The sequence below is a fragment of the Ewingella sp. C233 genome (assembly GCF_055407225.1).
Window position 1 is genome coordinate 461980 of sequence record NZ_JBUZRI010000001.1, and the last position, 21024, is coordinate 483003.

22 protein-coding genes are annotated in these 21024 nt (G+C 52.5%); 12 read left to right on the top strand and 10 right to left on the bottom strand.

The genetic code is table 11. The annotated features are described in order from the left end of the window. The first annotated feature begins 85 nt into the window (after positions 1–85). Positions 86–1744 carry an alpha-keto acid decarboxylase family protein gene (locus tag ACZRKO_RS02215; protein WP_463737444.1) on the top strand — a complete coding sequence of 553 codons (1659 nt, stop codon included), beginning with the start codon at positions 86–88 and terminating at the stop codon, positions 1742–1744. Positions 1745–1753: 9 nt separating this feature from the next. Here the strand turns inward: ACZRKO_RS02215 and ACZRKO_RS02220 are convergent, their stop codons facing one another. Continuing rightward, on the bottom strand, positions 1754–2638 hold the full coding sequence (locus ACZRKO_RS02220; protein WP_463735637.1) for a LysR family transcriptional regulator: 885 nt from the start codon (positions 2636–2638) through the stop codon (positions 1754–1756). A gap of 151 nt (positions 2639–2789) precedes the next feature. Here ACZRKO_RS02220 and ACZRKO_RS02225 point away from each other — a divergent pair, with 151 nt between their 5' ends. Then, a complete protein-coding gene (locus ACZRKO_RS02225; RefSeq protein WP_463735638.1) occupies positions 2790–3278 on the top strand; it encodes a multidrug/biocide efflux PACE transporter in 489 nt (162 codons plus the stop codon). Between the two features lie 83 nt (positions 3279–3361). After that, the gene (locus ACZRKO_RS02230) at positions 3362–4060 is read left to right on the top strand and encodes an aspartate/glutamate racemase family protein (protein ID WP_463735639.1); all 699 of its coding nucleotides are present in this window, start codon (positions 3362–3364) and stop codon (positions 4058–4060) included. Between the two features lie 4 nt (positions 4061–4064). Here the strand turns inward: ACZRKO_RS02230 and ACZRKO_RS02235 are convergent, their stop codons facing one another. Next, the gene (locus tag ACZRKO_RS02235) at positions 4065–5330 is read right to left on the bottom strand and encodes an ion channel protein (RefSeq protein ID WP_463735640.1); all 1266 of its coding nucleotides are present in this window, start codon (positions 5328–5330) and stop codon (positions 4065–4067) included. Positions 5331–5640: 310 nt separating this feature from the next. Between ACZRKO_RS02235 and glk the strand changes: the two genes are divergently transcribed. Beyond that, the gene (gene glk, locus ACZRKO_RS02240) at positions 5641–6612 is read left to right on the top strand and encodes a glucokinase (RefSeq protein WP_463735641.1); all 972 of its coding nucleotides are present in this window, start codon (positions 5641–5643) and stop codon (positions 6610–6612) included. A 42-nt stretch (positions 6613–6654) separates the two neighbouring features. Here glk and ACZRKO_RS02245 read toward each other — a convergent pair whose 3' ends face one another. Together ACZRKO_RS02245 and ACZRKO_RS02250 are read right to left on the bottom strand one after the other, a co-directional pair. After that, positions 6655–7401 (bottom strand): LytR/AlgR family response regulator transcription factor, encoded by a 747-nt coding sequence (locus ACZRKO_RS02245; RefSeq protein WP_463735642.1) that lies wholly within the window; start codon positions 7399–7401, stop codon positions 6655–6657. After that, positions 7398–9071, bottom strand: coding sequence for a LytS/YhcK type 5TM receptor domain-containing protein (locus tag ACZRKO_RS02250; RefSeq protein ID WP_463735643.1), 1674 nt, complete (start codon positions 9069–9071; stop codon positions 7398–7400). Before ACZRKO_RS02250 ends, ACZRKO_RS02245 begins: the two co-directional genes overlap by 4 nt. 113 nt (positions 9072–9184) lie before the next feature. On the opposite strand from ACZRKO_RS02250, the gene ACZRKO_RS02255 reads away from it, so the two are divergent. Beyond that, complete coding sequence (locus tag ACZRKO_RS02255; protein ID WP_463735644.1) at positions 9185–9736, top strand: GNAT family N-acetyltransferase; 552 nt, start codon at positions 9185–9187, stop codon at positions 9734–9736. Between the two features lie 117 nt (positions 9737–9853). Beyond that, positions 9854–11068, top strand: coding sequence for an alanine transaminase (gene alaC, locus ACZRKO_RS02260; RefSeq protein WP_463735645.1), 1215 nt, complete (start codon positions 9854–9856; stop codon positions 11066–11068). A 100-nt stretch (positions 11069–11168) separates the two neighbouring features. Here alaC and ACZRKO_RS02265 read toward each other — a convergent pair whose 3' ends face one another. Next, positions 11169–11417: a CsbD family protein gene (locus tag ACZRKO_RS02265; RefSeq protein WP_463735646.1), complete on the bottom strand. Its 249-nt coding sequence runs from the start codon at positions 11415–11417 to the stop codon at positions 11169–11171. 180 nt (positions 11418–11597) lie between these two features. Next, complete coding sequence (locus tag ACZRKO_RS02270) at positions 11598–12293, bottom strand: cysteine hydrolase family protein (RefSeq protein WP_463735647.1); 696 nt, start codon at positions 12291–12293, stop codon at positions 11598–11600. Positions 12294–12506: 213 nt separating this feature from the next. On the opposite strand from ACZRKO_RS02270, the gene ACZRKO_RS02275 reads away from it, so the two are divergent. Together ACZRKO_RS02275 and ACZRKO_RS02280 are read left to right on the top strand one after the other, a co-directional pair. Next, positions 12507–13469 carry a GlxA family transcriptional regulator gene (locus ACZRKO_RS02275; RefSeq protein ID WP_463735648.1) on the top strand — a complete coding sequence of 321 codons (963 nt, stop codon included), beginning with the start codon at positions 12507–12509 and terminating at the stop codon, positions 13467–13469. A 124-nt stretch (positions 13470–13593) separates the two neighbouring features. Further along, a complete protein-coding gene (locus ACZRKO_RS02280; RefSeq protein ID WP_463735649.1) occupies positions 13594–14046 on the top strand; it encodes a nuclear transport factor 2 family protein in 453 nt (150 codons plus the stop codon). 71 nt (positions 14047–14117) lie between these two features. Here ACZRKO_RS02280 and csgG read toward each other — a convergent pair whose 3' ends face one another. Genes csgG through csgD form a run of 4 tightly spaced genes read right to left on the bottom strand, consistent with a single transcriptional unit; the run spans position 14118 to position 16480 of the window. Next, positions 14118–14951, bottom strand: a complete 834-nt coding sequence (gene csgG, locus ACZRKO_RS02285; RefSeq protein ID WP_463735650.1) for a curli production assembly/transport protein CsgG — start codon at positions 14949–14951, stop codon at positions 14118–14120. 58 nt (positions 14952–15009) lie between these two features. Then, positions 15010–15414 carry a curli production assembly/transport protein CsgF gene (csgF, locus tag ACZRKO_RS02290; RefSeq protein ID WP_463735651.1) on the bottom strand — a complete coding sequence of 135 codons (405 nt, stop codon included), beginning with the start codon at positions 15412–15414 and terminating at the stop codon, positions 15010–15012. A 9-nt stretch (positions 15415–15423) separates the two neighbouring features. After that, positions 15424–15813, bottom strand: a complete 390-nt coding sequence (csgE, locus tag ACZRKO_RS02295) for a curli production assembly/transport protein CsgE (RefSeq protein WP_463735652.1) — start codon at positions 15811–15813, stop codon at positions 15424–15426. 1 nt (position 15814) lies between these two features. Continuing rightward, complete coding sequence (gene csgD / locus ACZRKO_RS02300; RefSeq protein WP_463735653.1) at positions 15815–16480, bottom strand: biofilm master transcriptional regulator CsgD; 666 nt, start codon at positions 16478–16480, stop codon at positions 15815–15817. Between the two features lie 909 nt (positions 16481–17389). Between csgD and ACZRKO_RS02305 the strand changes: the two genes are divergently transcribed. The 4 genes from ACZRKO_RS02305 to ACZRKO_RS02320 all read left to right on the top strand — a co-directional run bounded on the left by ACZRKO_RS02305 (position 17390) and on the right by ACZRKO_RS02320 (position 20995). Then, a complete protein-coding gene (locus tag ACZRKO_RS02305; protein ID WP_463735654.1) occupies positions 17390–17905 on the top strand; it encodes a curlin in 516 nt (171 codons plus the stop codon). 52 nt (positions 17906–17957) lie between these two features. Then, positions 17958–18419, top strand: coding sequence for a curli major subunit CsgA (locus ACZRKO_RS02310; RefSeq protein ID WP_463735655.1), 462 nt, complete (start codon positions 17958–17960; stop codon positions 18417–18419). Between the two features lie 81 nt (positions 18420–18500). Further along, positions 18501–18830, top strand: coding sequence for a curli assembly chaperone CsgC (gene csgC, locus ACZRKO_RS02315; RefSeq protein ID WP_463735656.1), 330 nt, complete (start codon positions 18501–18503; stop codon positions 18828–18830). Between the two features lie 380 nt (positions 18831–19210). Next, positions 19211–20995: a ShlB/FhaC/HecB family hemolysin secretion/activation protein gene (locus ACZRKO_RS02320; RefSeq protein WP_463735657.1), complete on the top strand. Its 1785-nt coding sequence runs from the start codon at positions 19211–19213 to the stop codon at positions 20993–20995. Positions 20996–21024 lie beyond the last annotated feature (29 nt).

The following is a 21024-nucleotide window of genomic DNA, read 5'->3' on the forward strand; positions in this document are numbered from 1 at the left end:
TCTAATAAATGTCCTAATTCACAAACTACGCTAATACTTTAATAGAGTGATCGACTATATAAATCAAAAATTGCAGGGGATCATGATGAATACGGCTTATACAGTAGGTGACTATCTGCTAGACCGCCTTAATTACGCGGGCGTGACTGAACTGTTTGGAGTCCCTGGCGACTACAACCTGCAATTTCTTGACCACGTGATCAGTCACCCGAAAATTGCCTGGGTAGGCTGCACCAACGAGCTTAACGCCGCCTACGGCGCTGACGGCTACGCGCGCCGCAAAGGGGCCGCTGCCTTGCTGACGACGTTTGGCGTGGGCGAACTCAGCGCCCTCAATGGTCTGGCGGGCAGTTACGCCGAATATCTCCCCGTTATTCATATTGTCGGTGCGCCGCCGCTCTCCTCGCAGCGCAAAGGAGAATTACTGCACCATTCACTGGGCGACGGCCACTTCGACCATTTCGCCAAAATGGCGCAGCCGGTCAGCGTGGCGCAAGGGTTACTGACACCGGAGAATGCGCTGGAGGAGATTGACCGCGTCGTCTCGCAGGCGCTTTATTACTCGCGGCCGGGCTATTTATTGCTGCCGAGCGACGTCGCGGCGTTGCCGGTCGCCAGCCGTGCCGTGCCGCAAACCGTGCCGACGGCCACTTTCTCTGAAGACTCCCTGACGGCGTTTGTGGCGGCGGCGCGTGAGCTGATGCGGGGAGCACGGCGCGTGGCGTTGCTGGGGGATTTTCTGGCTGACCGCTTTGGGGTTCAGGACGCACTCTCCCGCTGGATGGAAGACGTACCGCTGCCACATGCGACGTTATTAATGGGCAAAGGGCTGTTCAATGAACAACGGCCACATTTTGCGGGGACTTATTCCGGGGTGGCCAGCTGTCCGGTGGTCAAAAATGTTATCGAGCAGGCCGACGTGCTGATTAACATCGGTGTGCGTTTTACCGACACAATTACCGCCGGATTTAGCCAAAAGCTGCCCGAAGGAAAATGCATTGACGTGGATCCGTTCAGTGCGCGTATCGGTAAACAGATTTTCCATCAGTTGCCGATGCACGCCGCAGTGAAAGCGCTGCATCAGCTGACGGCAGAGCTTTGTCACCAATGGGAAACCCCGCATTTCACCCGCACGCCTCTGCCGGTTTCCGATACCATTCCTCTCGACCAGCAGGTGTTCTGGCAGCAAATTCAGGAGTTCCTGCAGCCTGACGACATTCTGGTGGTAGAGCAGGGAACCGCGAGTTTCGGCGCCGCTGCGCTGAATCTGCCGCAGGGCTGTGATTTTATTGTGCAACCGCTGTGGGGATCGATTGGCTTTACCTTACCGGCGGCCTTCGGCGCGCAAACGGCCGAACCAGACAGACGAGTGATATTGATCATCGGCGACGGCTCCGCCCAACTGACTTTACAGGGGCTGGGCGCGGCGATCCGCTACGGGCTGAGAACGACTATCTTCGTGATCAACAACGACGGCTACACGGTGGAGCGGGCCATTCATGGCGAAACCCAGCGTTACAACGATATTGCCCAATGGAACTGGACGCTGTTTCCGGCCGCGTTTGGCGGCAAAAATGTGCTGAGTGAGCGGGTAGAAGATCGCCATCAGCTCAGTGCGGTGATGGCGAAAATAAGGGACAAACCGCAGTTGGCCTGGGTGGAAGTGGTGTTGCCGAAAATGGATATCCCTGAGCTGCTGGTGGCCGTCACACAATCTATCGCTAAACGTAATTCGGGCCAGTAACGCTGCCTGTTAAGCCTCAGGACTTATACCGGCCAACTGCGGATCAATCAGCTGGTCGATGAACCAGCTTCCCGCCGGGCCGGGCTGATTGTTTTTGCTCCACACAGCATCGACTGAAATCAGTTTCGGCCAGCCGCGCATCGGCAGCGTCACCAGTTTGTTATGCCCGAACTGGCGTACCAGCCAGTGCGGGAGGATTGACCAGCCAAATCCCTGTTCGGCCATCTCGAGCAGCATCAGATAACTCGGCGCAGACCAGGTTTGCCCCGGCGCACGGCTTTCTGTGCGCCGGTAGGGCTGAAGGATCAGTTGACGGAAGGTGTGGAGCTGTTCCTGCTGAATATTTGCCAGCTGCGCCAGCGGGTGGTCGCGGCTGACGAAGATATCCATATCGGTCTGCTCGGGCAGGCGCGCGACGCCGATGTCCGGCGGGTACGAATCCTGAACCTCCAGCATGCCTATGTGCGCACGTCCCGCCTGCAAGAGATCAATCACATCCTGATCCTCGGCAATAAGGCATTCGAACTCGATATCCGGATAGCGCCGCTCAAAACGCTTAAGCAGATTTTCATGGTGCGTCGGCTGATAGGTATCAGACAGTACAAACGTCAGCTGTGTTTCGATTTGCGTAGAGAGGCGGATCGCCAGTTCATCCAGCCGCTCGCTGGCCGCCAGAATCGCCTGCACATGGTTCAGCACCCGCTTGCCCTGCGAAGTCAGCACCGGCTGGCGGCTGCTGCGGTCAAACAAGGTCAGCCCTAAATCCACCTCAAGATTGGCAATCGCCGTACTGACGGTCGACTGGCTTTTACGTAATTTGCGTGCAGCGGCAGAAAACGAACCGGTATCGGCCGCTTCCACAAACGCCATTAACGCTTCCGGGGAATAACGCATCGCAGTTTCTCACTTTTTTCCGGCACTCAATCTATCTATTTTATCGATATTAACTATCTTTCATCCATCTTATTTAGCGATGATAATGGCGACCTGTGACAGCCGTCACTGCGTAAATTTGTACAACAACAACGGAAAATGGCAGGTCTTTATGTCAATCAAAACAAAAAATATCGCTAAAAAATCATTTGGTGAACGCATTTTGCACGCCGTCGGTTTTGAGGCGCTGGCGGTACTGATTTCCGCCCCGGTCGCTGCGTGGCTTTTAAACAAATCCATGTTCGAAATGGGTACGCTGGCGATCCTGCTCTCCACGACCGCCATGGTGTGGAACATTATTTATAACTCATTTTTCGACCGTTTCTGGCCGGTGAGCCGCGTCACCCGTACGATGAAAGTGCGTATCTGCCACGCGCTGGGTTTTGAAAGTGGGTTTATCCTGATCGGGTTACCGATCGCGGCAGGCTGGTTGGGCATTTCGCTTACAAATGCGTTTATGCTGGAGATCGGTTTCTTCCTGTTCTTCCTGCCGTACACCGTTGCGTATAACTGGCTGTATGACACGCTGCGTCAGCGCGTGCTGAACCGTAAAAGTGTCAGAAGTGAAAAAGCGGTAAAACGCTGTTCGGCCAAGCATTAATCTCTGACCCGATTTGTCAGCGGGCGGTACCTCGGTTATGTTCTTATTCTGACAAGGATAAGAACAACCAGAAGGCGCAGCAGATGAAAACATTAGGCTTGATCGGCGGCATGAGTTGGGAATCCACCGTTCCTTACTACCGCACTATCAATGAGCACATCAAACAACAGCTTGGCGGATTACATTCTGCCAGGCTGTTTTTGCATAGCGTGGACTTCTACGATATTGAGCAGTTGCAGGCTAAAGGGGACTGGCAGCAGGCCGGTCAGATTCTGGGTGACGCTGCACAGGCTCTGGCCCGCGCCGGGGCGGAAGTGATCGTGGTGTGTACCAACACCATGCATAAAGTGGCCGACGATATCGAACGTATTGGCGGTTTACCCTTACTGCATATTGCCGACGCGACGGCTGAAAAAATCAAACAGCAGGGGCTGCGCCGCATCGGTTTACTGGGCACCAAATTTACGATGGAGCAGGATTTTTATCGCGGGCGCTTGCAGGATAAACATCAGATTGACGTGGTGACGCCGGGGGAAGCCGACCGCGATATCGTGCATCGCATTATTTATGAGGAGCTGTGTCTGGGGAAAATCTGTGATGCCTCCCGCGAAGAGTATCGCAGGATCATCGGCACACTGGAGCAGCAGGGCGTCGAAGGGATCATTCTGGGGTGTACTGAAATCACCCTGCTGGTGGGAGCAGAAGATGCGGCGGTACCGGTATTCGACACCACCGCCATTCATGCCTTCGCGGCGGCAGAGTATGCGCTCCGCGTGCCGTAAACGTTTACTCCGGTTCGCTCTTATTCCGGCTGGCCGGAAGGTATTTACTGACCAACATCAGCGGCCTGCCAGCCAGCAATAGCCAGGCTGGCAGCATCACAATACAGAGCAGCGGCAACAGTTTGAAACCGGGAACCACCGCCGCGGCCATAAACAGACTCAGCCAGCCATCCCGCGTTACCACCAGCACCATGCCCATGACGGCGCAGGAGACGGTGACTGCCGCCGGAACGTTCGGCGCGTACTGATGCAACATCAGGCCGAGCGAGACGCCGACAAACACCGCCGGGAAGATGCGTCCGCCGCGAAAACCACAGGCAGCGGCGACCACCAGTGCGGCAAGTTTGGTCAGCGTGATCGCCAGCATTGAGCTGATGCCAAACATCTCATTAGACTCCGCCAGCTGTTTCATCTCATCCAGCCCTTTGAACAGGGTAATTTCCCCGCCTATCAGCGCCAGCAAACCGAGGATAAAACCGCCGATACCCAGCTTCAAAATAGGGTTGCGGATACCATTAAACATTTTGTGCAGGTGCGGGAATATCCATACGCCTATCATGCCGAGCGCAATGGCGATCAGCACCACCACGGAGCCGCTGAACAAGTCAATCAGCGATGTGGCGTTATAAGGGGCAATTTTCAGGGAGAAATCGGGCACGAAGAACTGGTCTGTCATTACCGCACCGGCACCCGCAGCCACCAGCGGCGCGAAAAGGCGGTCCCACAGTGGGACGTCTTTGTCGCCCCCCAGCGTTTGGGAAAAGATGAGGGCTGCGGCTACCGGCGTGCCAAACAGGGCGCCGATGGTGCCTGACGCGGCCAGGATCACCCAGTCCGTGGTAGGAACCTGGGGTAATAAACGTCGGCCCACGGCAGCCGCCAGCGCGATGTTAATCACCGTGATCGGATATTCCGGCCCGAGGCTTACGCCGCCCGCCAGCCCGAGCATCAGCGCTAATGCCAGCCCCGGCAGGGCATTGAGCGCAACCGGTGCGCCGATCAGCGATTCGGTTGCCGGATCCGGCCCGGCGTGGCCCGGCATATACTTAATCAATGCGCCGACACCTAAGCCTGTCAGCATTAACATAAACAGCGTCCAGGTCGCCGACTGCGTATTGATATGCAGTGCCGAGGGAATATGCTCCCAGAGTAACGTTTGCAGCGCACCGGCCAGCATCATAACGGCCACCAGTATCAGGCTCGACAGCGCGCCGATGATCATTGCTGGCAGGGCAAAGACCAGCATTGTTTTCGCACGGGGATGAAACATGCAAAATTTCCTTTATATGAAGTAACGCACTTGCCCGGGCTTCAGCACTGGCTTCGCGATCGCCATGATGGCGAAGAATCTGGCCGGCGGCGATATTATTCTAAATGACGCTGTGCATAAATGCGCGCTGGCTTAAATCGGCATTGCAGCCTATAGCAATTACCGCTATTTTGCCCTCACAATTGTGCGATCTTTTAGAGTCTTGCTGGTGGGGTTTAAACAGCCTCAACGATTGATAATAACGGCTTTATGGCTTTTGTTAAGCCCCGGTATTCAGCAGGATCAAGAATTTACATTTTCGGAGAATAAAATGACCCAATACTCCCTCGTGGGTGACGTCGGCGGCACTAACTGTCGTCTGGCACTTTGCGCACTCGACAGCGGGGAAATCTCTGCTGCCCAGACTTTTTCAGGTTTGGATTACGATAGTCTTGAAGCGGTGGCGCGTGTTTATCTCGAGCAGCAGCATCAGGACGTGAAGCATGCATGTATCGCGATTGCCTGTCCTATCACTGGCGACTGGGTGGCAATGACCAACCATACGTGGGCATTTTCCATCGCAGAGATGAAAGCCGGCCTGAAACTGGATCACCTCGAAGTGATCAACGATTTTACGGCGGTATCGATGACGATTCCGATGCTAAAAGAGCAGGATTTACTGCAGTTTGGCGGTAAAAAGCCCATCGATGGTAAACCGGCAGTGATTTATGGCGCAGGTACCGGGCTTGGTGTTGCGCATCTGATCCATGCCGATAAGCGCTGGCTGAGCCTGCCGGGCGAGGGCGGTCACGTTGACTTCGCACCGAACAGCGAAGAAGAGGATATGATCCTCGAACAACTGCGCACCGAAATGGGTCACGTCTCTGCCGAACGTATTCTCTCCGGGCCGGGGTTAGTGAATCTCTACCGCGCGATCGTCAAATCAGATAACCGTGTGCCGGAAAATCTGGCGCCGAAAGATGTGACCGAACGTGGCCTTGGCGAAGACGACATTGATTGCCGCCGCGCACTCTCGCTGTTTTGCGTGATCATGGGACGTTTTGGCGGCAATCTGGCGCTAAACATGGGGACGTTTGGTGGGGTGTATATTGCCGGGGGTATCGTGCCGCGCTTCCTGGAATTCTTCAAAGCTTCCGGTTTTCGCGCCGCCTTTGAAGACAAAGGCCGTTTCAAGGATTACCTGGTGGATATTCCGGTTTACCTGATCACCCACGACCAACCGGGTTTATTAGGCGCCGGAGCCTATCTGCGTCAGTCAATGGGGCATACCCTGCATCCTTGAAGCAAGTCCTTGCTCCTTCCCTTAAAAGGGAAGGAGCAACAATCAAAACCGCATTAACCTTCTGAACTCTTTCACTTTGCTGCGACTGACCGGCACTTCGAAGTCCAGATCACTTAACCGCAAAATATAGGTGTTGTTAAACCACGGCACGATCTCGCGGATCTTCGACAAATTCACACAGTACGACCGGTGGCAGCGGAAAAAATGCTCTTCCGGCAGCCGGGTACAGAGTTCGCTGATATTCATCGGCATCGTGAACTCTTCCCGACGCGTAAATACCTGCGTCACTTTCTCCTGCGCCGCGGCGTAATAAATGTCGTTGATATCCGTGACGATGATCCGTTCATCTTTGATCAGATTAATACTGTGGCTGACCCGTCCGGCGCTCGGTGCACTCTGGGTTTGCTCCTGCTGCTCTTGTTTGTCTCGCTTAAAATGTGATTCGAGCTTTTGCAGCATGGTGACAATACGCGACTCATGGTACGGCTTGAGAATATAGTCGAAGGCTTCAATCTCGAAGGCTTCAGCGGCGTGCTCTTTATAGGCCGTGATGAACACGATGTAGGGCTTATGGGCGAACTTACTGATGTTTTGCGCCAGCAATACGCCGTCAAGCGAAGGAATGCTGATATCCAGAAAAATCGCATCCACTTCATGTGTTTGCAGATACTTGAGCACGTCCAGCCCGTCATCAAAAGTGGCCTCAATTTTGATGCTGCTGTGAGCCTTAATCAGATAACTCAGCTCCTCCTGAGCGAGGACTTCATCCTCAACGATAATGGCTTTCATGCGGTTTTTTCCGTGGTGATCAAAAATGAAATCTCGGTGCCGGGTTCCAGACGACGGATCTGCAACCCCTGACCGTAAAGTAACGAAACGCGGTGATGTACATTCAGCAGGCCGATTTTATTTCCCGGCATCTCGTTGGCCGCGACCCGCGCAATCGTTTCCTGATTAATACCGTGGCCGGTATCTTTGACCGATACCCTGACATTGCCGCTGCTGTGCTTAACGGCAATCACCACCACGCCTTTGCCGCTGCAAGGCTGAATGCCGTGAACGATGGCATTTTCGACTAACGGCTGGATCAGCAAACTCGGGATACGTACCGAAATATCTTCATCGATATCATAAATCACCGTCAGTTTGCTGCCAAAGCGCGCCTGTTCGATGGCGATATAATCTTGTACCTGATGCAGCTCTTTGCGCAGATCGATAAGCTCGTCATTCAGCTCAAGGTTATAGCGCAGATAGCGCGACAAATTGATGATCAACTGGCGCGCCGTATCCGGGCGAACGCGGATTGACGACGAAATCGCGTTCAGCGCGTTAAACAGGAAATGAGGGTTAATCTTGCTTTGCAGTGCGCGCATTTCGGCTTTATTGGCCATTTCGCGAAGCTGTTCGGCCCGTGACACTTCCATCTGCGTCGAGATGATCTGCGACAGCCCGATCGCCATCACTTTCAGTGAATAGGTGATGCGATGCGCGTGGCAGTAATAGATTTTCAGCGAGCCGGTTACCACCCCTTTTTCCCACAGAGGAATGATGATCAGCGAGTGAATTTGCGGCGTGCGGTGCATCTCATCATTATTCTTGATGGTGATTTTACCCTTTTCGATCGTCAGTTTAGTGATATCACTGAGGCTTTCTTCACCAATATTGTACTTCTCCGCGCCGACGCCGACGTACGCCAGAATGTTTTTGGTGTCGGTGATCGCCACGGCGTCGGCATCGATATCCTCGCGGATGATGCCGCAGATCGTTGCCAGAGATTCGGCATTAATATTACGAAAGTACGGCAGCGTTTTATTGGCAATATCCAGCGCCAGCCGTGCCTGACGGGCGGCGATCACCTCTTTTTCATCCTCCACGCTCTGTACCAGCAGTACAATAAGTCCGATGGAGCTGGCCCCGAGAATCAGCGGCGCGGCAATGTTCATCACAATATCCAGCCCCAGAGAAAAGGGTTTTGCCATCAGCAGGATCAGCAGCATAGTCAGTGCTTCGCACAGCATCCCGGCGGCAATACCGACTTTCCAGTGATTAGCTTTCTTCACTTTCAGATTGATATATCCCGAAAGGAAACCGGCGGTAATACTGGTGATGAGACAAGGCAGTGAGGTCGGGCCGTTAATGTCGATCAGAAAGCGGTGGGAACCGGAAATCACCCCGGTAATGATGCCCACCCACGGTCCGAACAGAATGCCGCCAGACATAATGGCGATGGTGCGCACGTTGATCAGTGAGCCTTCGACGTTAATCCCCGACAGTGTGCCAAAAATGGCAAACAGGGAAAAAATCGTCGTGACGGCAGCCAGCTCCAGCGGCGTGTGGTTATGGCTCTCTTTCTGGAGCAGCTTGCGAAACAGGCGGGTGCGGGTCAGGAAGAACAGGCAGATCAACATCAGGGCAGCACGGTCAAAGACCGCCAGTAACATTTCAAAAACTTGCGGCACGGCAGGCTCTCTGGGTGGTGGCAATGGGAATGCGAACTATTGTATGTTGAAAACGCCCTGAGTGCGGGCAGAATTACGCAATTTTTCCTTAACTATTTCGCGCAGGATGAGTAATGAAAACGCTGACGCCTTTGTTGTTAACGACTGAACGTTTGTCCATGCAGCCGATTGAAGAAGACGACTGGTGGCTGTTCCAGAAATTGTATCAGGACGCCAACGTGATGCGCTTTATCGGCGATCTGGATACACCGGCGCAAATCCGCAGCCGCTTCGAACAGCGCTTAGGTTATTGGGATCGCTATGCCGATTTCTGGCTATGCCTGATTATCCGCGAACGCGACACCGGTAACGCCGTGGGGCTGACCGGCTTCTTTCCTGACTGGCGGCCCTATCAGCAGGGAGAAGTGGGTTTCATTATTTCGCCGGAATATCAGGGGAAAGGCTATGCAGTGGAGTCTCTGCGCGCGGTGCTAGATTTTGCGTTCGATCAGTGCGATTTCCACCGTTTACAGGCCAACGTGCTCGAGGGCAACGACGGTTCACGCCGCGTGTTGGAGAAGTGCGGCTTTCGTCTGGAAGGCAATTTGCGCGAAAGTTACCGCATCGGTGAAACCTGGCATAACGACTGGCTGCTGGGTATTTTGGCAGGCGATCCGCGCAGTTAAAAATTTGTTGCTCAAAGACTCGACAGTTTTTTGCGCCTGAGATATGTTCATTGAGGACCGCAAATGCGGTCAGCGTCGCTCGGACGGTCCGGGCGCTCACGTATCCTCGAGGAATTTATGGCTGACTCACGTTCTCCACGTCGTTTTTCACGTATCGATCGTCTTCCCCCTTATGTTTTTAATATCACCGCTGAATTGAAAATGGCTGCGCGACGTCGCGGCGAAGATATTATCGATTTCAGTATGGGGAACCCGGACGGCCCTACGCCGCCGCACATTGTTGAAAAACTGGTGCAGGTCGCCCAGCGCGAAGACACTCACGGCTACTCCACCTCGCGCGGCATTCCGCGCCTGCGCCGGGCTATCTCCCGCTGGTATGCCGACCGTTATCAGGTCGAGATCGACCCGGAAAGCGAAGCCATTGTCACCATCGGTTCTAAAGAAGGGCTGGCGCATCTTATGCTGGCCACGCTTGATCACGGTGACACCGTTCTCGTGCCCAACCCAAGTTACCCGATTCATATTTACGGCGCTGTGATTGCTGGTGCGCAGGTGCGCTCTGTGCCGCTGACCGAAGGCGTGGACTTTTTCGCCGAACTGGAGCGCGCGATCCGCGAAACCATTCCACGTCCAAAAATGATGATCCTCGGCTTCCCGTCTAACCCGACCGCACAGTGCGTTGAACTCGACTTTTTTGAGCGCGTCGTCGCGCTCGCTAAGCAGTATGACGTGCTGGTCATTCATGACCTGGCTTACGCTGACATTGTTTACGATGGCTGGAAAGCACCGTCGATTATGCAGGTGCCGGGCGCGAAAGACATTGCGGTGGAGTTCTTCACGCTGTCGAAAAGTTACAATATGGCCGGCTGGCGCATCGGCTTTATGGTCGGTAACCCTGAGTTGGTGAACGCGCTGGCCCGCATCAAAAGCTATCACGACTACGGTACCTTTACGCCGTTGCAGGTGGCGGCCATTGCGGCGCTCGAAGGCGATCAGCAGTGCGTGAAAGACATTGCCGAACAGTACCGTCAGCGCCGTAATGTGCTGGTGCGTGGGCTGCACGAAGCCGGATGGATGGTGGATAACCCGAAAGCCTCTATGTATGTCTGGGCGAAAATCCCCCCAGCATACGCCCATTTAGGATCACTCGAATTTGCCAAACGCCTGCTGGCCGACGCTAAAGTGTGCGTCTCGCCGGGTGTCGGTTTCGGAGACTACGGGGATACCCACGTGCGTTTCGCCCTGATTGAAAACCAGGACCGTATTCGACAGGCCGTTCGCGGCATCAAAGCCATGTTCCGCGCCGACGGAGTTCTCGCACCAAAAGCCTGATGACGTGCTTTCCTGCACCCAACAAAAAACCCGGCTTTCGCCGGGTTTTACTCTTTTATGGCCTGCAACACCCATGTTTCTGGTGCACGTCAGGCAGAAATTATCTGCGGCCAACCAGTTTCGCCAGCAGGAAACCCACACCGGCGGCAATCAGCAGGGCCGGAACCGGGTTGTCAGAGGTCTGACGCTTCACGGTATCAACGGCATCATTCACCGCGTAGGAGGCCTGAGAAAGATTTTTGCGTACGACGCCTTCAGCCTGCAAATCACGATCCTGCGTTGCACGGCCAAATTCTTCCTGACCTTTACCTACCACTTCTTCAACTTTATCTTTCGCTTTATCAAACATAAGCAGTTCCTTCTTGTCTGCGGGACCGACCAGATTTAGGTCCGGCTCATTCAATGAACAAAATAGTGCATGTGATTCATACATGACTAACTGTAGACCATGAGGATCGCGAAAACGGCCGTGGTTAACATTGAGTAACAAACACGGCCGAAAAAAATGTGCGGCAGGACGGCGGCAGAATTACTTAACTGGCAGCGCCAGCACTTGTTTGGTGGTCATAATTTCGGCAAAAACGTCAGCCACACCGGCCAGTGCTGCGCGTTGCAGCGTGGCGTGATCCACCTTTTTATTGTCCCAGGTATCGAGGTCACGGGTGGCCGTGGCATCTTCAGGGATGATCACGTCAAAACCCAGGGGGACAGCGTCACGCGCCGTTGAAGAGACACACATGTGAGTCATCAGACCGGTCACGATGATCTTTTTGATACCCAGATCTTTGAGCTGTTTTTCCAGATCGGTACCAACGAAGGAGCTCGGTGTTGCCTTGGTGATCACTTTGTCGCCAGCCGCAGGTTGCAAGTCTTTATGGAATTCAGAGAAGGTGGTGCCTTTAGCGAACAGCGGGCTGTCAGCCGGACCTTCATGACGAACGAAGAACACAGGCATCTTCTTGTCATGGGCAAATTTCACCAGTTCCTGGGTTTTCTTTAACGCTTTCATGCCATCTGGGATCGGCATTTTTCCCGTGAAATATTCGTTCTGGAAGTCGATCACAATCAGCGCAGTTTCTCCTGCCTGTAACGAGGTAGTCGCCGGGGCGCTGCTCATCGTGCGGATAGTCGGGGCTGAGTGAGTTTGTGCATTTGCAGTATTCATCGTCATTGTTGTCGTCACCATTGAGAGCGCCAGAGCGCTGTAAGCCAGTAGTTTTTTCATTGTAGTATCTCCATGAGATCATGCTGATCCCGTTCCGTTGGGCTGAGTCAGAAACAGATTGCCGTAGGGGGCACCGTGTCTGCGTTGGCGGCCATTCTGGGGCTTTCCTCTGTACCGCCACAGACAGCGAAGTAACCAAAAGCGGTATTTTTGCGCCAAAATGCTATTTTTGATCTCTGACCCGGTAACTGCCTGCGAGCAACAAGGAGTGTTATGTCCGTCATTAACGTTGGGATCGTGGTATTTCACGACATCATCCCTTTTCATCTGTCGGTACCTTGTGCGGTATTCGAAAAGGCGCTGAATGCGCAGGGTGAAGCGGCCTATAGCCTGAAAATCTGTGCGACCGAAGCCGGGCCGCTGCGCACCAATGCCGGTTTTTCCATTCTTGCCGAGCACGGGCTGGACGCGCTTGAATCCTGCGATATGGTGATGGTGCCGAGCTGGAGCACACCGCAGCAGGCGCCGCCCGCTGAACTCACTTCAGCACTGCAACGCGCCCACGAGCGGGGTGTGCGGATTGTCGGATTGTGTATGGGGGCCTTTGTGCTGGCGGCGGCGGGCCTGCTGGATAACCGTCGGGCTACCACGCACTGGCACTGGATGCCGGATTTTGTGCGCCTCTATCCGTCCATTTCGGTAGACAGGAACGTGCTGTATGTGGACGACGGCGACATTGTGACTTCCGCCGGAACGGCCGCCAGTATCGACTGCTGCCTGCATCTGGTGCGCCAGCATTGCGGTGCCGATGCCGCAAACGCCGTGGCGCGTCTGCTGGTGGTGCCTCCGCACCGGCAGGGCGGTCAGGCGCAGTACATTGAGCAGCCGGTCTATAACACCGCCGGTGGCGACCGTTTTATGGAAGCGCTCAGTTGGGCCTCCGAAAACCTGCAAAGCGAACTTAGCCTGGATGTCATTTGTGAAAAAGCCTGCATGAGCCGCCGCAGTTTTACCCGTCGCTTTCAGCAAACCACCGGGACCACTGTGACGCAGTGGCTGTTAAATCAGCGGCTGGCCGTAGCGCAGCGCTTTTTAGAAAAAACCGATCAGCCGGTGGAACTGGTGGCGCAGAAATCTGGTTTCAGTTCGGCGTTGTCGATGCGCAGGCATTTCCAGCAACAGTTCAAAACCTCCCCGTCGCTTTATCGGCGCGAGTTCCGGGGTAGCCACGGTTGATGTACTAACCCTTTGTGTTGCTGAGAGTTTTCTTATTTGGCCCGTCAGACAGGCAAATTCAGCACAAGTCACTAGGCTTAGTGAGGTGAATAAAAGTTCATCTATGGGTGATAAGAGGGGAAAAATGACACAGGACGCGCTGAAGAAAGGCCGCATCGAGGTGATCAGGCAATTTTACGCCAAGCTGGATCAGGCGGACGCAACCTTGCTGGATCTGTTTACCGAAGATACCGAGGTGTTTTTCCCGAAATTTGGCACGGCGAAAGGTAAATCATCGCTGGGGGAACTGGGTAAACGCTTCGCGCTGGAGATCGACAAAATTCAGCATATTCAGGATAAATTTCGTTTTATCAGTGATGGTGAAACGCTGGTGCTGGAAGGGCAGATGCGCGGAGTGATGCAAACCGGTGAACGCTGGCCTGCGCCGCAAACCGGCAGCCATCACTTTTGTTCGGTGTTTGAGTTTGAGGATTTGCGCATCAAAAGGCTCAGTATTTATCTCGATCCTGATTTCAATCTGGAGGATAAGAAGCGGGTAAAGAATTATCAGCAACCGCCGAAACCTGATGACGCGTGACGATGTTTAAAAGCTCAAAAAAAAGAGGGAGAACCGCCTCAACCGGCCGTTCTCCCTCGCCAACTATCGTATTACGACGCGACAGGGACAATCAGGTTCTTATACTTTTCCAGTACCGGTGCTGAGGCATCCTGTGGATTTTGCAACTGCCACAGGTTACGGCTGATACCGTCATTCACCAGATAAATCACGCCAGTCTCGATTGCAGACATCAAACAGAGCATCACCGGCTCGTTGGTGGTGTAACCCAGTTCTCCTTCCAGTAATCGCTGGTAATCCACAAAGCGGAATACCCCGGCCTGAACTTCATAGGACAATATTGTTTTGCTGGTATTTACAGACGACAGAACTTCCCCGGTATTGACGTCGACAGCACGTAAGTTCACGGCTATCTGGTCTAACTGATACTGCGTGCTGGCGCCAATGCCGAAATAGCGCGCGCCAACCCCGCCAGATTTCACATTACTTTCATAACCAATAATCGAGCCTTCAATCAGGATATTCGCCGCCACCAGTGACGAGAGTGGCCGCGCATTATTCACTGCTACGCTGCCGTTCTCCTGCGCTGCGCGGATAATTTTGCGTTCATTGAGCAGGTTCTGCAGCCCCTGACGCTCCAGAGGAATAAACCATTTTGAATCCTTGAGCGCTGACACCAGCATCGCCGTGGCGCTTTGTGGCACCGCCGTCGAGAAGTTACTGGCCGGATAAGGCTTGAACTGGCCCGTCTCATCCTGAATGTTGTAAACCGAGACAAAAATCTTGCCGCGTGCCGGTGGCAGATTGGTCAGATCCTGATAACTCTGAGCACGAGGTAACAGCGTGGGTTTCGCTGCCTGGTTCGGTGGTGCAGTCAAACACCCGGTGAGGGTGAGGGTGGCAAGAAGTAAAAAGATGCTGCGCATAGATGGCCTTCCCGATCTTTGTTGTGAATCGATTTTTGGGGTGCGGTGCCTGTCAGGTTCAGTTGGCGCCTGAGATACCCTGAACCTGAATCGTGGAGACTTTGCCGGTCTTGCGGTCGGTGACGTTCATCACCAACTGACCGTCGGTGTTCTGCACATCCACGATAAAGTCCTGTGTGACCATGCGTCCTGGTTTGCCCTGACTGATATTGCCCATCAGGTTACCCAGCAACTGTGACTGCAAGGCGGAGGTAAAGTTATCGAGGGCCGACGGGGTAGAAGAGTCAAAGTTGTAGCCGTCAGGATCTTTATAGGAGTTCTGCGCATTGGCCTCGTTGAGTAAAAACGCGCCATTGTTTGGGTTTCCGCCAAAGTTCGGGTTGACGAACTGGAAGACCATATTTCCTCCCCAGGAGAGTGGGGAGACCAGTAGCAACGACAAAAGGGATACATAAGTTTTCACGGTGTGCTCCTAAAATTCATCGCCGGTAAGATCGCCGGTGCTTAGCAGGGCTTTATCAATCTGGCGGCGAGACAGTGCATCGAGCACGCTGGCGACCGCTGTATCGATCTCTTTATTAAAATTGCGTCGGTTGGGGAACAGCAGCGTTTGATACAGGGTATCCTGCCCGATTTTGATACTTATCCAGCTGCCCCAGCGCGCACTGGGTCTTTCACTGATGGTGATGGTCTCCGGGTAAGTCTTTTCCCAGCGATCGGTAAACCCACGATAAAAATCATGACCGACTGACGTCACTGTATGGTCAGTGATCAGCCCCGGATCTTTGAGTTCTGCTGCGCCAGCGCTACAACTGAGCACCAGCGTGAAACAGAAAAGCAGACACATGGCGATTTTTTTCATGTCAGCACTTAAGGTTATCGTTTGCCCAGGAGACCGCCTGAGTACGGTTCTTGACGGAAATCTTGCGGAACAGATTATAAAGATGCGTTTTGACGGTGTTTTCACTGATAAACAGCAACTTTGCGATCTCGGTGTTTGACGCACCTACGCGCAGTTTATTGAGGATTTCCTTCTCCCGGTGGGTGAGGCCAGACTCTTCATAATTCAGATAGCGGTATTGACCAGATTGATTGATCAGATAGCTGGCAAACCCCTGGGTGAAATAACACTCGCCGTGGATCACGCTATTAATACCTTCGACCAGTTTGTTTTCATCGGTCGAGATATAAAATACCGCACTGATCCGCGGCCAGGTCTCGATCTCGCGAAAGTGATAGTCATTGGGGGTGTTGAATAATAATAACTTGATGTTTTCATGGAAGCGGCTCAGAACAGATTGCCAAAGAACGATCTGTCGCCGGTCGGCTTCCATCATATCAAACAGAATAAGTGCCTGGGTTAATGGCGTATCGTCGAGGGGGCTATTCTCAAGAGACTTATTGATATTATGCAGTTTAGTGTTTACACATAGCTGGTGTTTAAGTTGTTGTAATAATGCACTGGCTTGTAACGACGGCCTGGTTACTAATAATAAAAGATTATTATTTATATTTGCTTCATTACTCATAATGAAACTCCACCCTGATTTTTTTCCGCAACCTGGTAGTACCTTATAATTGAAGGCACAAAATAGGTTGCATCACTGCTGCTGAATGTAGCTTGTGGAACAGCCAACTGTTTAACCATAAATAAGCTAAAGATAGTTAAATAGTTAAATTTCCGTCACACAGGTTAGGTACGTATTTTTAGAAGTCCCTTGCTTGGTACAGCTTCAATCTAGTCATTGGGTATTCTAAAGCAAGGTCTATTTGTGTTTCTAAATGTAAATTAAAATGTGTAAACTTTTCTTAACGTTCGTTAAGTGATTGACCCGTTATCGATTAAATTTGTTTAACTAAGCCCTTAACGCATTCCTTACAAAGACCCTTGTAAACAAAGTCATTTCTGCTGCCATATGGACAGAATAATCGGCTGATATCAGTAATCTGGTGCATCTTTAGTCTACGTTATCCCAAACATGGAGCCGTCTTTACACCCGTTTTCTTAAGGTGAGAGGTGGATTTCACGCTTTTTACTCAGGTTTGACCCCGTGCAAACGGGTGATGCAGCGCACAATCTCACCCGAAAGAAGCATCGACCTGTTAAAAATAAACCAGGCGACGATTATTTTTCGCATTTTTCTTAATAAGAATTTATCGATTTGTGTGATGAATAAAAAAGAGCAGAAACTCTATTTTAGGATAAATGCCATATCTCATCCCGGCATGTTGCATGGCATCGGGACAGGCGAGTGTAAAAATAGTGAAACTCATACTTTATGGTGAGGCTGTAAATAAAATACGACTTACAGGTGAGTTTTTTATTTTCACGAATATCCATACTCAACTCGTCAAACAGAAAACGTCTGAGCATCCGAAAAGATTTATCGCTTTAACCGCAGTATCAAAGTTGAGTGAAAATAAATCAGGGTCGCATTATGAAAATGAAATTCTTTGCCGTTGCGTTGCTGTCATTACCTTTTATTGCTGTAGCGCAACCCAACGATTTTGCCCACAGTGAAGCGGGCATAGGTATCAGCGATACATATAACAGCACTTTTGAACAGTTAGCGGCAGGTGGAATATCAGCCACCGGTAACTCAAGTATTATTCTCCAGAACGGTAACAGCAATGTGGCTGTCTCCCGTCAGGTGGGTAACGGTAACAGAAGTAATATTACACAATATAACAATGACAATACTGCCTATGTTAATCAGCGCGGAAATGGTAACAGTTCCGATGTGACACAAAGTGGGAGCGATAATACCGCCGTCGTTGTGCAACAGGGTAATAGCAGTTCAGCATCGATAGATCAGAAAGATTTTGGCAATACGGCAGTCATTCTCCAGCGAGGTAGCCGGAGCGTGACGCAAATTAGCCAGAGTGGTACGGACCGGTCCGCCGGTGTCGTGCAAGATTCGTCAGGAATGGCGATTAGAGTGACACAGCGTTAAATATTCCGTTTCAACTGAAGGTCATCCGAAATTTAACCAATGGGGTAGCATCATGAATCTTTGGAAAATTGTGGCAGTCTCAGCTTTAGTTGTCAGTGGCAGTGCATTCGCAGGTTATGGCGGTGGCGGCTCAGGTCCATCAACACCTCCGTCAACGACGCCGGTATTCCAAACTACCGACTGGAACGCGGAAATTCAGATTTATCAGGCAGGTACTTCTAACCTGGCAAATGCCACCCAAACGGGCGTTTCTAAGTCTCTGACCGCTATCGATCAGCACGGCTTTAAAAACACCGCTGGCACCAATCAGACGGGTGACAAAAGTCTGGTGAAAGTCAGCCAGTTTGGTGATTACAACACCTCCAATGTGTCACAAAGCGCAGACAAGAGCATAGTGCTGGTCAGCCAGAACGGTACTGCTAACTATGCTCAGGCAAGCCAAAGTGCAGACGGCAGCCTGGCAAACATTCAGCAGTACGGCAGCAACAACCAGGCTTATGCTTCCCAGCATTAATCTGGCTATTTCTGTGTAAGCAGCATTCAACAAAACAGGGCCCGAGCCCTGTTTTGTCTTTTCATCCGAGGATCTGGGCCAATGCATGTTTTACTGATCGCTGCCATCATGTCGAATCAACTGTGGTTTGATACGCATTCTGATGCCGACACCTACATCGTTACGCCGATGGCGACACTTACCGCCGGTTGCGCCTGTCAGATAACCATCGCCGTCTCCCACCGCGCGGGTGAAGGCCAAAGCACCAGCCGTCAGCAAGGCAATATCACCCTCGCCGCCAATCAGGAACAAACACTGGGCCAGATGCGTTTTTCAATGCAGAAGGGGGAGTGGACACAAATCACCGTCAGCCTGACCGACGGCAAAGGTTTGCTCATGGAGAGGCAATTGATTTTGCCAGATAATAGTTAAGTCTTTCGCGAAACATAAGAAATTTCTTGCCAGCAGGAAGGGCTAAATAACGCGTTCGGGTAACGGATGTGAATAATGCCCGGTATGGAAGTACCGCATAAAAATATATTCACCTTGTAAATTATAACGCTACAATAAGCGTTTATTTTGATTGAAGATCTCATGCTTTTTACCGCTTTTAAAGCCTGACTCGATAAGTTTTATTTGCTTAATATTATGATTTACAAGAAAATTCACATAATCCCCTAAGGTTTTTCTCCCCCTCTGAAATATTTCACTTCGTAAATAAATTAATATTTATTGTAAATGTATTTTACGTTGGCATAATGCGCCGCAACAAGGATGCTTTTTTTTCGACAAGATGCTAATAAGGATATTCCGTGCTTCGCCCCGCGATTAATATTGCCTGCCGCGTATTGGTTTTTACGTTTAGCTTTGCGATGTCTGCAAGCTATGCCGCCCCGGTTTCAGGCTCATCTCCGTTCAGTGTTCAGCCTCTTGCGTCACAGCCATCTGCTGCGCCGTTAGCCAATGTCCCGCCGTCCGTACTTTCCCGTAGCGCCGCCGCCATTGATGCTCAGGAGCAAATCCGCCAGCAGGAGCGGGAGCGCGCGTTACGACAACAGAACACCCCGCAAACCGACATCCGGCTTGCGCGACCTGAAACGCCATTACCGGATTTTCCCGCGACTGAGTCCCCGTGTTTCACGATCACGACCTTCAGACTGACCGGCGATTCAGCCAGCCGTTTCCAGTGGGCACTTGACGCGGTTAAGAGCGCGAAAGGCCGCTGTCTGGGTTCCCAAGGGATCCTGCTGGTGATCAACAAAGTCCAGAATGCCATTTTAGAACAAGGGTATGTTACGACGCGCGTTATGGCCGAGGAGCAGGATCTCACTCAGGGAACCTTTACCCTGACGTTGCAGCCGGGCCGTATTGAACAGATCCGTTTTGACGGACCGGTCTCTTACCGGGCCAGACTCTGGAACGCGGTCCCGGCCCGTTCAGGGGATATCCTCAACCTGCGTGATATCGAACAGGCACTGGAGAACTTCAAACGGGTTTCCAATGTGGATGCCGATATTAAGATTGCGCCCGGACAACATGAAGCCACCAGCGATCTGCTGATCGCCTGGAAAGAGAGCCGCCCGGTGCATCTTAGCCTCGGGCTGGACGATAGCGGGTCAAAAAGCACCGGTAAATATCAGGGCTCAACGACGCTGGCGATTGACGCTCCCTTCGCCCAGAACGATCTCTTCTACGCCAACATTGGCAGAAGCCTTTTTCGCGACGGCCCTTATGACAGCCGTTCTAACACCCTGAACTACACCATTCCATTGGGTTACTGGGGCTTTTCTGCCAACTATAACGACTACAACTATCACCAGAATATTGCCAATGCCAACGAGACCCTCACATACAGCGGCAAAAGCGAAAATGCCCAATTTGCGGTCTCCCGTTTGCTGTTTCGCAATCAGGCACACAAAACAACACTCAATATGCGCGTCTACCGCCGTCACTCCACCAATGCGGTGGACGACATCCAGATTGATCAGCAGCAGCGCCGCACGGCAGGTTGGGAACTCGGGCTGAATCAGCACAGCTTTTTCGGTGAGGCGGGCGTAGATGCCAACATCAACTGGCGTCGCGGTAACGGCGCTTTCGGCGCGCTGCCTGCGCCTGAGGAAGCCTATAACGGCGGCACCTCGCGCCCGAGCATGCTGATGGGCGATATCAGCCTGAATCTGCCTTTCCGCTGGGCCGAACAGTCATGGCGCTACAACAACAGTTTGCGCGGGCAGTGGAGCAACTCGCCGCTGACGCCGCAAGATCGTCTGGCGATTGGCGGGCGCTATACCGTGCGCGGCTTTGATGGTGAGCAGAACTTATCCGGTGAAAAGGGGCTGATTTGGCGCAATGAACTGGGCTGGAAGGTGCTTGGGAACGACCATGAACTCTATTGGGCCATGGATTATGGCCGGGTCGATGGTCCGGGTACCCGCTATCTGGCCGGTCAGCAACTGGCAGGCAGTGCGCTGGGGATCCGCGGAGCGTTCTGGCAGCGCTTCAGCTATGACCTGTTTGCGGGTGTGCCGCTCTACAAGCCGGAGAGTTTCCACACTTCGGGCGTGACCAGCGGCTTTAGCATCAACCTGCAAATCTAGCCGCAAGCCGCCTGATGAATGGGCGAACG

What these genes read in the sequence shown, in the direction of transcription:
- csgE (WP_463735652.1), bottom strand. Translation starts at nt 15,813, where the DNA reads ATGAAAAAAATCGCCATGTGTCTGCTTTTCTGTTTCACGCTGGTGCTC.
- ACZRKO_RS02225 (WP_463735638.1), top strand. Translation starts at nt 2,790, where the DNA reads ATGTCAATCAAAACAAAAAATATCGCTAAAAAATCATTTGGTGAACGC.
- ACZRKO_RS02275 (WP_463735648.1), top strand. Translation starts at nt 12,507, where the DNA reads ATGTCCGTCATTAACGTTGGGATCGTGGTATTTCACGACATCATCCCT.
- csgC (WP_463735656.1), top strand. Translation starts at nt 18,501, where the DNA reads ATGCATGTTTTACTGATCGCTGCCATCATGTCGAATCAACTGTGGTTT.
- alaC (WP_463735645.1), top strand. Translation starts at nt 9,854, where the DNA reads ATGGCTGACTCACGTTCTCCACGTCGTTTTTCACGTATCGATCGTCTT.
- ACZRKO_RS02270 (WP_463735647.1), bottom strand. Translation starts at nt 12,293, where the DNA reads ATGAAAAAACTACTGGCTTACAGCGCTCTGGCGCTCTCAATGGTGACG.
- ACZRKO_RS02305 (WP_463735654.1), top strand. Translation starts at nt 17,390, where the DNA reads ATGAAAATGAAATTCTTTGCCGTTGCGTTGCTGTCATTACCTTTTATT.
- ACZRKO_RS02255 (WP_463735644.1), top strand. Translation starts at nt 9,185, where the DNA reads ATGAAAACGCTGACGCCTTTGTTGTTAACGACTGAACGTTTGTCCATG.
- ACZRKO_RS02280 (WP_463735649.1), top strand. Translation starts at nt 13,594, where the DNA reads ATGACACAGGACGCGCTGAAGAAAGGCCGCATCGAGGTGATCAGGCAA.
- ACZRKO_RS02215 (WP_463737444.1), top strand. Translation starts at nt 86, where the DNA reads ATGAATACGGCTTATACAGTAGGTGACTATCTGCTAGACCGCCTTAAT.
- csgD (WP_463735653.1), bottom strand. Translation starts at nt 16,480, where the DNA reads ATGAGTAATGAAGCAAATATAAATAATAATCTTTTATTATTAGTAACC.
- ACZRKO_RS02230 (WP_463735639.1), top strand. Translation starts at nt 3,362, where the DNA reads ATGAAAACATTAGGCTTGATCGGCGGCATGAGTTGGGAATCCACCGTT.
- csgG (WP_463735650.1), bottom strand. Translation starts at nt 14,951, where the DNA reads ATGCGCAGCATCTTTTTACTTCTTGCCACCCTCACCCTCACCGGGTGT.
- glk (WP_463735641.1), top strand. Translation starts at nt 5,641, where the DNA reads ATGACCCAATACTCCCTCGTGGGTGACGTCGGCGGCACTAACTGTCGT.
- ACZRKO_RS02245 (WP_463735642.1), bottom strand. Translation starts at nt 7,401, where the DNA reads ATGAAAGCCATTATCGTTGAGGATGAAGTCCTCGCTCAGGAGGAGCTG.
- ACZRKO_RS02235 (WP_463735640.1), bottom strand. Translation starts at nt 5,330, where the DNA reads ATGTTTCATCCCCGTGCGAAAACAATGCTGGTCTTTGCCCTGCCAGCA.
- ACZRKO_RS02220 (WP_463735637.1), bottom strand. Translation starts at nt 2,638, where the DNA reads ATGCGTTATTCCCCGGAAGCGTTAATGGCGTTTGTGGAAGCGGCCGAT.
- ACZRKO_RS02310 (WP_463735655.1), top strand. Translation starts at nt 17,958, where the DNA reads ATGAATCTTTGGAAAATTGTGGCAGTCTCAGCTTTAGTTGTCAGTGGC.
- ACZRKO_RS02265 (WP_463735646.1), bottom strand. Translation starts at nt 11,417, where the DNA reads ATGTTTGATAAAGCGAAAGATAAAGTTGAAGAAGTGGTAGGTAAAGGT.